The 13,002-nt window shown below is 67.3% G+C and carries 12 protein-coding genes; 9 read left to right on the forward strand and 3 right to left on the reverse strand.

From position 1 onward, the window contains the following. The first annotated feature begins 145 nt into the window (after positions 1-145). From N8888_RS00965 to N8888_RS00975, 3 genes are all read left to right on the forward strand, one after another. Entirely contained in the window at positions 146-763 is a 618-nt protein-coding gene (locus tag N8888_RS00965; RefSeq protein ID WP_053518597.1) for a TetR/AcrR family transcriptional regulator, read from the forward strand. A 199-nt stretch (positions 764-962) separates the two neighbouring features. Continuing rightward, on the forward strand, positions 963-1,481 hold the full coding sequence (locus tag N8888_RS00970; protein WP_053518595.1) for a c-type cytochrome: 519 nt from the start codon (positions 963-965) through the stop codon (positions 1,479-1,481). Positions 1,482-1,681: 200 nt separating this feature from the next. Further along, a complete protein-coding gene (locus N8888_RS00975; RefSeq protein ID WP_263176852.1) occupies positions 1,682-3,127 on the forward strand; it encodes an ExeM/NucH family extracellular endonuclease in 1,446 nt (481 codons plus the stop codon). A 60-nt stretch (positions 3,128-3,187) separates the two neighbouring features. Here the strand turns inward: N8888_RS00975 and N8888_RS00980 are convergent, their stop codons facing one another. Then, positions 3,188-4,045 (reverse strand): EamA family transporter, encoded by an 858-nt coding sequence (locus tag N8888_RS00980; protein ID WP_263176853.1) that lies wholly within the window; start codon positions 4,043-4,045, stop codon positions 3,188-3,190. A gap of 43 nt (positions 4,046-4,088) precedes the next feature. On the opposite strand from N8888_RS00980, the gene N8888_RS00985 reads away from it, so the two are divergent. Continuing rightward, complete coding sequence (locus N8888_RS00985) at positions 4,089-4,760, forward strand: alpha/beta hydrolase (protein ID WP_065174186.1); 672 nt, start codon at positions 4,089-4,091, stop codon at positions 4,758-4,760. After that, positions 4,757-5,857 carry a cell division protein ZapE gene (gene zapE / locus N8888_RS00990; protein WP_053518589.1) on the forward strand — a complete coding sequence of 367 codons (1,101 nt, stop codon included), beginning with the start codon at positions 4,757-4,759 and terminating at the stop codon, positions 5,855-5,857. The genes N8888_RS00985 and zapE overlap by 4 nt, the downstream gene beginning before the upstream one ends. A 67-nt stretch (positions 5,858-5,924) precedes the next feature. Here zapE and N8888_RS00995 read toward each other — a convergent pair whose 3' ends face one another. Next, positions 5,925-6,734: a DUF2884 family protein gene (locus N8888_RS00995; protein ID WP_053518587.1), complete on the reverse strand. Its 810-nt coding sequence runs from the start codon at positions 6,732-6,734 to the stop codon at positions 5,925-5,927. Positions 6,735-7,294: 560 nt separating this feature from the next. Here N8888_RS00995 and N8888_RS01000 point away from each other — a divergent pair. After that, positions 7,295-9,697, forward strand: coding sequence for a ribonucleoside-diphosphate reductase subunit alpha (locus N8888_RS01000; RefSeq protein WP_053518585.1), 2,403 nt, complete (start codon positions 7,295-7,297; stop codon positions 9,695-9,697). Between the two features lie 106 nt (positions 9,698-9,803). Next, positions 9,804-10,823, forward strand: coding sequence for a ribonucleotide-diphosphate reductase subunit beta (locus tag N8888_RS01005; protein WP_005420683.1), 1,020 nt, complete (start codon positions 9,804-9,806; stop codon positions 10,821-10,823). 144 nt (positions 10,824-10,967) lie between these two features. Here the strand turns inward: N8888_RS01005 and N8888_RS01010 are convergent, their stop codons facing one another. Continuing rightward, positions 10,968-11,603, reverse strand: coding sequence for a LysE family translocator (locus N8888_RS01010; protein WP_262218881.1), 636 nt, complete (start codon positions 11,601-11,603; stop codon positions 10,968-10,970). A 91-nt stretch (positions 11,604-11,694) separates the two neighbouring features. Between N8888_RS01010 and N8888_RS01015 the strand changes: the two genes are divergently transcribed. After that, the gene (locus N8888_RS01015) at positions 11,695-12,096 is read left to right on the forward strand and encodes an acyl-CoA thioesterase (RefSeq protein WP_053518579.1); all 402 of its coding nucleotides are present in this window, start codon (positions 11,695-11,697) and stop codon (positions 12,094-12,096) included. A 43-nt stretch (positions 12,097-12,139) separates the two neighbouring features. Further along, positions 12,140-12,946, forward strand: coding sequence for an NAD-dependent protein deacetylase (locus N8888_RS01020; protein WP_065174189.1), 807 nt, complete (start codon positions 12,140-12,142; stop codon positions 12,944-12,946). Positions 12,947-13,002: the final 56 nt, after the last annotated feature.

Consider the following 13,002-nt stretch of genomic DNA (forward strand, 5'->3'; position numbering starts at 1 on the left):
CCACGGCGGCAAAGTGGGGGATGGACGCACCCAGGGCTTGCCGGCGATGGTTTCCAGGACCGCGCCGGCACGGGCGAGGCCCCAGCGTAACGGGGTTCGGGAAAGAAGTGAACACAAATTCAAAAATTGAAACCAGAATCAAAACATGGCCTACAAACGCTCTGCACTGATGGAAGAACGCCTGGCCGGGGCCCGCGAGCGGATCCTGCTGGCAACCCGTGAACGGGTCGCCACCGGCGGCTGGCGAAACGCCCCGGTGACCGCCGTGGCAACCCAGGCGGGGGTCTCCACCGGCCTGATCTACCGTCATTTCCCCTCCAAGGCCGACCTGTTCGTGGAGGTGCTCAACGCGGCGGTGGCCCATGAAGTGGCGATCATGGAACGCATCGCCAGCGGCCCGGAGGCCGCCAGCGAGCGCCTGCGGCTGGCCATCGCCGCCTTCGTGCGTCGCGCCCTGGCGGGTCCGGGGCTGGCCCACGCCTTCATCGTCGAACCGGTCGATCCGGACGTGGAAGCCGAGCGCATGCGCGGCCGCCGTGCCTTCGGCGATGTGTTCCTGCGCCTGGTGGAGGAAGGTGTGGCCGCCGGCGAACTGCCTGCGCAGGATGCGCATGTGGCGGCCGCGTGCCTGGTCGGCGCCTTCACCGAAGCGATGGTTGGCCCGACTGCGCCCAGCCGTGAAGCGCATCGCGACGAGGATGCGCTGGTCGACGCCATCTGCAGCTTCTGCCTGCGTGCCATCGGCGCACCGGTGAATCGGTAGCGCCGGGCCATGCCCGGTGGCTTGTGTTGCTGGGGTCAGATCCCTTTTGCGGCGCAAAAGGGATCTGACCCCAGCCCCCGGCATGTTGCGCCGCACCAGCATTGACGCCTGTTGTCGCGCGCAGGGCGCGTTCTATACTCGGCCCATCACGCAGTCGCTCAGCCGTGGTCCAACGACTACCAGCCAGGGGTAACGAAGAGTGCGGAATTACGATCTGGAGTTCCTGAAACGCTTCTCCATGGTGATCGCGCTGTTGATGGCCATCACTCTGGGTCTGATCTTCCTTGCCGCCTTCCTGCACACCCGGATTCCGCCCGAGGTGTCGCCCACTGCGGCCAAACGCACCGAACAGCGCATCGCGCCGACCGGAGCGGTGTACGCCGGCAGTACCGGTGCAGCCGCGCAGGCGGCCGCCAAGGCGGCCGCGCTGGCCAAGGCCGCCTCGCAGGTGGCCTACGGCGGCACCACCGATGGCAAGGTCATCTTCGACAACCTCTGCACCGCCTGCCACACCACCGGGGTGGGCCAAGCGCCGACCCTGGACCGCGCGCACTGGGACCAGCGCATCACGCAGGGCAAGGACACGCTCTACAAGCACGCCATCGAGGGCTACACCGGCCCGGACGGCGGCATCATGCCTCCCAAGGGCGGCAACCCGGCGCTGACCGAGGAACAGATCCACGCCACCGTGGACTGGATGCTGGGCAACCTGAAGTAGGGCCTTTCCGCAGCGCCGGGCCTGCCCTCGGCAGCCTCTGCTCAACCTGCATGGGCGGCTGCCGGGCATGGGCCCGGCGCTGCGATCCCGTCGTCGACGGCCCCCGGGGCTTTGCCCACCTGGGCAGATCGCCGGGCTGCAGTCGGGCGTTCGTATTTCGGGGTTAGTCTGTGCCCCCATTCCGTGGAGTCTGCCCGTCGATGCGCCGCCGTTCCCTTGTTCTCGCCCTGTCCCTGCTGCTGCCGGCACCTGCCTTTGCCCAGGCCCAGCCGCAGGCCATGCCGGCCCCGGCGACGTCCACCCCGCGCAACTCCACCGTTGTACTGGCCACCGCGCCGGCCGACTGGCGCGCGCTGGACGGCCAGCGTGTGCGCATCGCTGCGCCGCTGACCCTGGCCGGCACCGACGCTCTGGAACGCTCCGGCCAGCTGACGGTCGCCTTCGGCGGTCGCCTGTGGCAGCCGACCGAAGTGGCCGCGCCAGGCACCGCCGGCATCGAACAGGTGATGGCTGACAACCTGCGCCGCCGCCTGGTCCTGGACGATGGCAGCGACGTGCGTGATCCGGGCAGCGTGGCCTACCTGCCGGGCAACCCGGTGCTGCGCACCGGCATGCTGCTGCGCAATGTGGAAGGCACTGTCCGCGTGGACGCGCAGGGCCGCCCCCAGCTGCGGGTCGAAGGCACGCTGAGCCTGCCCGCACTGCAGCGGCCGGCGGTGCCGGAGGTGCCTGGCAGCCTGCGTATCGCGGCGTTCAACCTGGAAAACTACTTCAATGGCGACGGCCAGGGCGGCGGCTTCCCGACGTTGCGCGGTGCCCGCACGCTGGAGGAGCACAAGGCCCAGGTGGCCAAGCTGGTCGCCACCATCAGTGCGCTCGATACCCACATCGCCGCCCTCATGGAGCTGGAGAACGATGGCTACGGACCGCAGTCGGCCATTGCCGAGCTGCTGGCCGCGCTCAATGACCGGCCACACGCCGGGCCGGACGACGCATGGGTGGCGGTCGATCCGGGCGAAGGCCCCGGCACCAATCCCATCCGCGTTGGCATCATCTACAAGCGCGGTGCGTTCAAGACATTGGGCCCGCCGTTGACCAAGCTTGACGGCCCGTTTGCCGAGCACAGCCGCGCACCGCTGGCGCAGGCTTTCCAGGGCAAGGGCGCACCGTTCATGGTGGTCGCCAACCACTTCAAGTCCAAGGGGTGCCGCGACGCCAGCGGTGCCGACGCCGACCGCAACGATGGCCAGGGCTGCTGGAATGCGACGCGCGTCGAATCGGCCCGCCAGCTCAACCAGTGGGTGCAGGCCGAAGCCGCGCGCCTGAAGGTGAAGGATGTGGTGATGCTGGGCGATTTCAACGCCTATGCGATGGAGGATCCGATCCGCACGCTGCACACGCTGGGCTGGCAGGACGCCTTCAAGGTGGCCAAGGTCGAACATCCCTACAGCTACGTCTACAACGGCTACAGCGGCCGCCTCGACCACGCCCTGCTGAGTCCGTCCATGGCCCGCCGCGTGGCGGGCGCCGCCGAATGGCACAGCAATGCCGACGAGCAGGACGCCAGCGGCTACCAGGGGCGCAATGTGCCCGGCCCATGGCGCAGCTCCGACCACGACCCGCTGCTGCTGGGCTTCGACAAGTAATGCCCAACGCCGGGGTCGGATCCCATTCCAACGGAATGGGATCCGACCCCCGGGCCGTACTCACCCCCAGGCGATCAATCCGATCGCCAGCACTGCCAGCGCCAGGCCGGCCCGGTTCCACTTCGTGGTCGGTTCGCCAAAGACAAACACGCCCACCAGCGCGCCCAGTACCACCACGCCGATGTTCATGCCGGCGAACACCGTGGCCGGGCTGTCCGGCATCGCCTGGTGCGCGTGCACATAGAACAGGATGTTGCCGCCGTTGAGCAGGCCCAGCAGCGCACCCGCGCCGAGGTTGTGCCAGGCCAGCCGGCTGCGACCGCTGAAGTGCCGCCACAGCTGCAATGCCAGCATCAGTACGAAGGCCACGCTGAAGCTGGCCAGCACCGCCGCCATCGACGGCGTGCCGGACAGCGCCACCTGCTTGAGCAGCACGTCCACCACCGCGAAGCCGCCCCACACGCCCAGCAGCCAGCCCCAGCCACCCGGCGAGGACGCCACCGCCGGGCCGCGCGGGCGCAGGCTGATGGCCACCATCGCCAGCAGGCCCAGGCCGAGCCCGGCCAGCTTCCACGGCGTGGCGGTCTGGCCGAAGAACAGGAACGCCGCCGCCAGTGACAGCAGCAGCGACAGCCGCTGCGCCACGTCGCTGCGGACGATGCCGGCCACCGCCACCGCGCGGCCCAGCACCAGGAAGATCGAGGGCAGCACCACCGCCAGCGCCAGCAGCGACGGCCACGGGGCATGCGGCGCGCGCAGTGCGTCCAGCGGCGGCTGCAGCACCACGGCGGTCAGGGTCGCGGCCACCAGGTAGTTCCAGGTGACCATCTGCGCAACATCCAGTTGGCGGCGTCCGGCCACCTTCAACAACACCGAAACCAGCACGCTGCAGATCACGGCCAAAGACAGGTAGAGCATGGGGCGGGCACAGGGCAGGGGCGGGGGACGGTATCATGGTGCCATGCACAAGCCTTCGTTCCCCGTCGCCCCTGGCGAAACCGCCTGCCTCGAACTGGACGGCCCGGCCGGCCCGCTGGAAGTGGTCGTCGACCTGCCCAAGGCCGATGTGCCGGTGCAGCCGATCGTGGCCATCGTCTGCCATCCGCTGTCCACCGAGGGCGGCACCCTGCACAACAAGGTGGTCACCATGACCGCCAGCACCCTGCGCGAGCTGGGCATCGCCACGGTGCGCTTCAACTTCCGCAGCGTCGGTGGTTCGGCGGGCACCTTCGATGGCGGCGTGGGCGAGCAGGATGACCTGAAGGCCGTGACCGCCTGGGTGCGCAGCCAGCGCCCCGACGACCGCCTGTGGCTGGCCGGCTTCAGCTTTGGTGCGTTCGTTTCGCTGAAGGCAGCCGCCACGCTGCAGCCGGAGGCGCTGATCTCGATCGCGCCGCCGGCCGGCCGCTGGGATTTCGACGGCGTGCAGCCACCGGCCCGCTGGCTGGTGATCCAGGGCGAGCAGGACGAGATCGTCGACCCGCAGGCGGTCTATCAGTGGCTGGACGCGCTGCAGGCTCCGCATGAGCTGGTGCGGATGCCCGACACCAGCCACTTCTTCCATCGCAAGCTGATCGACCTGCGGGGTGCGTTGACCCACGGCGTCAAGCACTGGCTGGGCGCAGCGGCATGAGTGCAGTCGAGTTGACCCCGTCGCAGCGGTATGCGGCCGGGGTTGCCCGGGGTGACTGGCAGGACGACCCCGCCCAGCACGCGGCGCTGGCCGAGCTGGACCGCATCCACGTGGGCCTGCTGGACAACGCCGACGACGGCTGGCTGGACCGGTTGTCCTCGTTCTGGAAGAAGCCCGAGCCGGTCAAGGGGCTGTATTTCTGGGGGGGAGTCGGCCGCGGCAAGACCTTCCTGGTGGATCTGTTCTACGACGGGCTGCCAATCAAGCAGAAGTACCGCACCCACTTCCATCGTTTCATGCGCAGCGTCCACGAGCGCCTGCGCGAGCACCAGGGCCAGAGCGACCCGTTGGCGAAGATCGCCCAGGAATGGCGCAGCAACCTGCGCGTGCTGGTGCTGGACGAATTCTTCGTCACCGACATCGGCGACGCCATGCTGCTGGCGCGCCTGCTCGAACGCCTGTTCGCCGAGGGCGTGACCCTGGTCACCACCTCCAATACGGCGGTGGAGAACCTGTATCTCAATGGCCTGCAGCGCGAGAGCTTCCTGCCCGCCATCAGCCTGCTGCAGCGCTTCTGCGTCGAGCTGTACGCCGAAGGCACGGAGGATTACCGGATGCGCGCGCTGACCCGCTCGCCGGTGTACCGCGCGCCGCTGGCCGCCGATAGCGACGACTGGCTCGCCACGCGCTGGAACGAACTGAGTGGTGGTCAGCCCGCCAAGGCCGGCAACATCGAGATCGAAGGCCGCAAGATTCCGGTCCGCGGCCGGGGCAAGAGCATCGCCTGGTTCGACTTCGCCGCCCTGTGCGAAGGCCCGCGCGGCCCATCGGACTACATCGAGATCGCGCACGAGTTCAATACGGTGCTGCTGGGCGGCATTCCCGCCTTCGATCGCCTGAACGAGGACGCCGCGCGCCGCTTCGTCAACCTGATCGACGAACTGTACGACCGCCACGTCAACCTGGTCTGCACCGCCAGCACCTCGCCGGTCGAGCTGTACACCGGCCAGCGCCTGCAGGGCGCGTTCGAGCGCACCGCCTCGCGCCTGATCGAGATGCAGAGCGCTGAATACCTGGGTACCCCGCACCGGGCGTGAGGGCCCGGGAGCTGCACGATCTGCCGGAAGGGCAGCCGCGCGCAGGCGCTGCAGCGGCAGCTCGACGTTACCGGCTGGGCGCCAGTGCGTTCCCCTGCGGCCGCTCCTCCGGCCCGGTCGACACCTGCAGGCCGTTGTCGCTGCGCTCCAGCAGCCGCAGCGGCTGGCCCTGGTAACGCACTTCCAGCGCATCGTGGGTATCGGCCAGCGCACGCACCAGCGGGCACAACGCCATCGCGCTGGCCTCCACACGCTGGGCACCGGCTTCCAGGCGCCGGTCCAGCTCGGCATCCAGGCGCTCGGCACGTTCCTCCATGGCGTCGCTGCGGCCGGTGAAGACCTGCCAGAGCACGCTGCGGGCGATCGAGCCGGACAGCGTCTCGGCCATGTCCTGCACCTTCGCCTCGAATCCGGGACCGAAGGTCGCCTGTTCCCAGTAGCCCTTTCCGAGCGTCCCCTCGATCCAGTCATCCGCCTGCCGCCGCAGGCGCCTGACCTTGCGGCTGTTGGCGGTGCCGGTCAGGCTCTCGTAGACGCCATCGAGCGCGTCGAAGCTCAGCTGGCTGACATCGCGCGCCAATGCCGTGGCGGCGGGCATCAACCGGCGCGCGCCGGCCTCCAGCTGGCGCAGGCGGGCGGCATCGGCGTCGCTGACCGGCACGATCGTGTCATCCAGGCTCAGCACACCATCGTGGAACACCACCTCGTGCGGCGCCTGCGGGCCGTGTCGCAGCCAGATGCCGCCGCTGTCCACCAGCACGTCATAGTCCGTGCGGATGCCACACTGGTCCGCGTGCAGCTTCGGCGCGTCGGCCGCCTGCGCCGGCATGATGCACAGCGCCGACAGCACTGCCAGGGCAGGCAGTCGCAGGTCCATTGGACATTCCTTTTCCAGTCGCCAGAGCCCAGCGTCCGCCTCTCCGGCCTGTCCGTCATCGGCCGAAAGTCACGCCGTCCACCGGCTGCCCACCTTCTATCCACAGGGTTGTCCCTTGGTCATTCCGTTACTGTCATGTGAAGCTGTCATTGTTCTGTTTCCGCACTCCTTTGTACCGCCGGAATGACGCGTTCCGGTCTTGACTGCGCGGCCCGTTCCGGCAGGTCCAAAGCGTCCGATCCGGGCGCCGATGGCACGATCCTTGCGGCGCAAGGGATTGCCGAATTTCACTACATTTGGCGTTGACGGACCCCACCACCCCCACTATCTTGTGGCCATCGGTCGCAGCGACCCCAAGTCGCAAGGACAACGGGGAAGGCGCAGAGGCGGGAGCCACGCGGCACCCCCGTCCACAGCGATACCCGTCGGCGACCGTCACGGCAGCGGCAGGCGCAGGTCTCACCTCCTGCGACGCCCAGCTGCCATCCTGGACCGTCATGTCCTGGGCCGCGCCACCGATGCACCTGCAACCACCCCATCACGCCAAGAGGACACACGCCGTGACCACCGAAACCAGCGCCACCATCGAAAAGGAAAGCGAGTTCCTGTTGACGTCGCCGCCGACGGCCAACGCGATGAGTGTGACCAAGCGCAATGGCACGACCGAACTGGTGGATCTGAACAAGATCGTGCGTGCGGTGCAGCGTTCCTCCGAAGGCCTGCACGCCGTCGATCCGATGCGCGTGGCCACCCGCACCATTTCCGGCCTGTACAACGGCGCCACCACCCGCGAACTGGACGAGCTGTCCATCCGCACCGCCGCCCTGCTGATCGGTGAAGAACCCGAGTACGGCCGTCTGGCCGCGCGCCTGCTGGCCAACTACATCGCCAAGGAAGTGTCGGGCCAGGAAATCTATGCCTTCTCGCAGTCGGTCAGCCGTGGCCATGAAGTCGGCCTGATCAACGACCGCCTGCTGAACTTCGTGCAGACCAACGCGCGCAAGCTCAACGATGCGATCGACATCTCGCTGGACCTGAACTTCGATTACTTCGGCCTGCGTACCCTGTACGACCGCTACCTGCTGCGCCATCCGCACACCCGCAAGGTGATCGAGACCCCGCAGCAGTTCTTCCTGCGCATCGCCAGCGCGCTGAGCGAGGACGTGTCCGAGACCCTGGCGCTGTACAAGCGCATGGGCAACCTGGACTACCTGCCGTCCAGCCCGACCCTGTTCAATTCCGGCACCACCCACGAGCAGCTGTCCTCGTGCTTCCTGCTCGATTCGCCGCAGGACTCGCTGGAGTCGATCTACTCCAAGTACGGCGATATCGCCCAGCTGTCGAAGTTCTCCGGCGGCATCGGCGTCAGCTACACCCGCGTGCGTTCGCGTGGTTCGCTCATCAAGTCCACCAACGGCCATTCCAACGGCATCGTGCCGTGGCTGAAGACCATGGACTCGTCCGTGGCGGCGGTGAACCAGGGTGGCAAGCGCAAGGGCGCGGCCTGCGTGTATCTGGAAACCTGGCACGCCGACATCGAGGATTTCCTCGAGCTGCGTGACAACACCGGTGACGAAGCCCGCCGTACCCACAACCTGAACCTGGCCAACTGGGTGCCGGACCTGTTCATGAAGCGCGTCGAGGCCGACCAGGAATGGTCGCTGTTCGATCCGCGCGTCGTGCCGGAGTTCACCGATCTGTTCGGCGAAGCCTTCGAGCAGGCCTACCTGCAGGCCGAAGCCCAGGGCAAGGCCAACCGCACCATCTCCGCCCGCAAGCTGTACGCCCGCATGATGCGTACGCTGGCCGAGACCGGCAACGGCTGGATGACCTTCAAGGACAAGTGCAACCGCGCCAGCAACCAGACCCTGCGTCCGGGCAACGTGATCCACCTGTCCAACCTGTGCACGGAAATCCTGGAGGTCACCTCCAACGATGAAACCGCGGTGTGCAACCTGGGTTCGATCAACCTGGGCAACCACTTCGACGAGCACAACGAGTTCGACTTCGAGAAGCTGGCCGAGACCGTGCGCCTGGCCGTGCGCCAGCTCGACCGTGTCATCGACCTGAACTTCTACCCGATCGAAACCGCCCGCCGCGCCAACCTGCGCTGGCGCCCGGTCGGCCTGGGCTGCATGGGCCTGCAGGACGTGTTCTTCCGCAAGCGCCTGCCGTTCGACAGCGCCGAAGCCCGTGCCCTGTCGAAGAAGATCGCCGAGACGATCTACTTCCACGCGCTGGAAACCTCGACCGAGCTGGCCCAGGAACGCGGCAAGCACCCGTCGTTCAACGACACCCGTGCCGCCAGTGGCGAACTGCAGTTCGACGCCTGGAACGTGGTGCCGGAAGACACCGCGCGCTGGGATGCCCTGCGTGCCCGCATCAAGGAGCACGGCCTGCGCAACTCGCTGATGATCGCCATTGCCCCGACCGCGACCATCGCCTCCATCGCCGGCTGCTACGAGTGCGTCGAGCCGCAGGTGTCCAACCTGTTCAAGCGCGAAACCCTGTCCGGTGACTTCCTGCAGGTCAACCGCTACCTGGTGAACGAGCTGAAGAAGCTGGGCCTGTGGACCGCCGACATGCGCGATGCCATCAAGCTGGCCGAAGGTTCCATCGCCGGCCTGACGCAGATTCCGGAAACCCTGCGTGAGGTCTACCGTACTGCGTGGGAACTGCCGATGCGTTCGCTGATCGACATGGCCGCCGAGCGTGGCGCCTTCATCGACCAGTCGGCCTCGCTCAACCTGTTCATGGAAAGCCCGAACATCGGCGCGATGTCGTCCATGTACATGTACGCGTGGAAGCAGGGCATCAAGACCACCTACTACCTGCGCTCGCGTCCGGCCACCAAGATCGCCAAGACCACGGTCAGCAACGCGGCCCCGGCCAAGGTGTTCAGCCCGGACGAAGCCATCGCCTGCTCGCTGGAGAACCCGGAAGCCTGCGAGGCCTGCCAGTAATCGCGCGCTGTGCCGTAGATGGAGCCGGGCTCGGCCCGGCTGCGCAATGACAAGGTAGCGCCGGGCCATGCCCGGCGTTTTGACCCGAGAAGACAAGGAAACACCCATGGCCGACAAGCCCAAGCAGATGCTGCTCGATCCCGGTTTTGAACTGACGTTGCGCCCGATGCGCTACCCGCAGTTCTATGACATGTACCGGAATGCGATCAAGAACACCTGGACGGTGGAAGAGATCAATTTCCAGATCGACATCACCGACCTGCACAGCAAGATGTCGCCGGGTGAGCGCCACCTGATCCATCGCCTTGTCGCGTTCTTCGCCACCGGCGATTCGATCGTGTCCAACAATCTGGTGCTGAACCTGTACCAGCACCTCAATGCGCCGGAAGCGCGCATGTACCTGTCGCGCCAGCTGTATGAAGAAGCGCTGCACGTGCAGTTCTACCTGACCCTGCTCGACAACTACCTGCCGGACCCGGAAGAGCGCGCCAAGGCGTTCTCGGCGGTGGAGAACATCGACTCGATCAAGAAGAAGGCCGATTTCTGCTTCAAGTGGATCGACTCGATCCAGGACCTGACCCGCATCGAGACCCGCGAACAGCGCCGCCAGTTCCTGCTCAACCAGATCTGCTTCGCCGCCTGCATCGAAGGCCTGTTCTTCTTTGCTGCGTTCGCCTACGTGTACTACTTCCGTTCGCGCGGCCTGCTGCCGGGCCTGGCCTCGGGCACCAACTGGGTGTTCCGCGACGAAAGCGCCCACATGGAGTTCGCGTTCGAGTCGGTGCGCGTGGTCCGCGAGGAAGAGCCGGACCTGTTCGATGACGAGATGAAGCAGCAGGTGTACGACATGCTGGCCGAAGCGATCGAATGCGAAGTGCAGTTCGCCGAGGACGTGCTGTCCGGCGGCGTGGCGGGCATCTCCACGCGCGACATGCGCCAGTACCTGCAGCACTGCGCCGACCAGCACTTCGCCAAGCTGGGCATGGAAAAGAAGTACAACGTGCGCAACCCGCTGCCGTTCATGGAACTGCAGGACGTGCAGGAGCTGACCAACTTCTTCGAACGCCGCGTTTCGGCCTACCAGGTCGGCGTGCAGGGCGAAGTTGCCTTCGACATGAACTTCTGACCCGTCCGGTCAGGCCTGTCGCAGCGAAAACCCCGGCCAACGCCGGGGTTTTTTGTGGGTAGCGCCGGGCCATGCCCGGCGGGTACCGCCCGGGGCTGCGCGCAGCGTCGATCGCGCCGCGCGCTCGCCGGGCATGGCCCGGCGCTACCGCCGCCCTTCCACCGCCATGCGCACCGCCAGCCCGGCCAGGACCGTGCCCATCAGCCAGCGCTGTGCCGCCTGCCAAGTGGGGCGCGCGGCGAGAAATGCCGCGATGCTGCCGGCCAGCACCACGATCACCGCGTTCACGCTCAGGCTCACCACGATCTGGGTAGCACCCAGGACCAGCGACTGCATCAGCACGCTGCCGTGTCCGTCCGGATGCAGGAACTGCGGCAGCAGGGACAGGTACATCACCGCGATCTTCGGGTTCAGCAGATTGGTCAGAAAGCCCATCGCAAACAATCTGCGTGGGCTGTCCGGCGGCAGGTCGCGCACCGCGAACGGCGAGCGGCCACCGGGTCTGAGCGCCTGCCAGGCCAGGTACAGCAGGTACAACGCCCCCCCGATGCGCAGCGCGTCGTAGGCGAACGGCACCGTCATCAGCAGGGCGGTGATGCCCAGCGCCGCGCACAGCATGTAGAACACGAAACCCAGCACCACCCCACCCAGCGAGACCAGGCCGGCGCGGCGGCCCTGGCAGATCGAGCGCGAGACCAGGTAGATCATGTTCGGTCCGGGCGTGAGCACCATGCCCAGCGAGATGAGGGCGAACGCCAGCAGATCGGAGGGCGCGGGCATGGGCAGTCCTGGCAGTGGGCGTGGCGCAGTGTAGCGCTGCCTGTACGGGGCCTGGCTTAACATTGCCGCACCCCACACCGAAGCCCTACCCATGACCCCGATCCCTGAAACCGTGCCACCGATCGAAGTGCGCATGGCCGAAATCGTCTTTCCCAACCATACCAACCATATGGGCACGCTGTTTGGTGGCCAGGCGCTGGCGTGGATGGACAAGGCCGCCTTCCTCGCCGCCGCCCGCTACTCGCGCCGCACCGTGGTGACCGCGCGCAGCGACCAGGTCGACTTCAAGCTGCCGATCCGCATCGGCCAGATGGTGGAAACGATCGGCCGCATCGTCGAGGTCGGCCGCAGCTCGATGAAGGTCGAGGTGGAACTGATTGCCGAAGACCTGCACAGCGGCGAGCGCAGGCTCTGCACCCGCGGCCACTTCGTGATGATCGCGCTGGACGAGGCGGGCCAGCCGATCGCGGTGCCGCCGCTGCCGGCGCCCTGAGCCGGCGCTTGTGGGGGCGCCGTGCTGCCCCCATCTGGTCGGCATGACCCCGCCGCTGACCGACTTCATCGACCGCGCCCAGCGCCTGTTCGTGCTGACCGGCGCTGGCTGCAGCACGGCCTCGGGAATCCCCGATTACCGGGATACCGATGGCCAATGGAAACGCACGCCGCCGGTCACCTACCAGGCATTCATGGGCGAGGCCGCCACCCGCCAGCGCTACTGGGCACGCAGCCTGCTGGGCTGGCCGCGCTTCGGCCTGGCCCAGCCCAACGGCACCCACCAGGCGCTGGCCGCGCTGGAGAAGCAAGGCAAGGTGCAGTTGCTGCTGACCCAGAACGTGGATGGCCTGCACCAGCGCGCCGGCAGCCGGAACGTGATCGACCTGCATGGGCGGCTGGACCTGGTGCGCTGCATGGGCTGCGAGCGCCGCAGCGGTCGCCAGGCGTTCCAGCAGCGCCTGCTGGACGCCAATCCCGGCTGGGACACGCTCGAGGCCGGCATCGCCCCCGACGGCGACGCTGATCTGGAGACCGATTTTTCCTCCTTCGTGGTGCCCGACTGTCCGTCCTGTGGCGGCCTGCTGAAGCCGGACGTGGTGTTCTTCGGCGAGAACGTGCCGCGTGAACGCGTGGCGGCAGTGCATGAGCACCTGCAGCAGGCCGATGCCGTGCTGGTGGTGGGGTCCTCGCTGATGGTCTATTCCGGCTTCCGTTTCGTGCAGGCCGCAGCAAAGGCCGGATTGCCGGTGGCTGCCGTGAACCGTGGCCGCACCCGTGCCGACGACCTGCTGCAGTTCAAGGACGAGCGCGATTGCGCTGAAGCGCTGGCCGGGTTCGTCATCGGGTAGCGCCAGGCCATGCCCGGCGAGCATGCAGCGCCACCGCGAAACAGCGATCCATCCAC

This window comes from Stenotrophomonas maltophilia, from assembly GCF_025642255.1.
Lineage (GTDB): Bacteria > Pseudomonadota > Gammaproteobacteria > Xanthomonadales > Xanthomonadaceae > Stenotrophomonas > Stenotrophomonas maltophilia_P.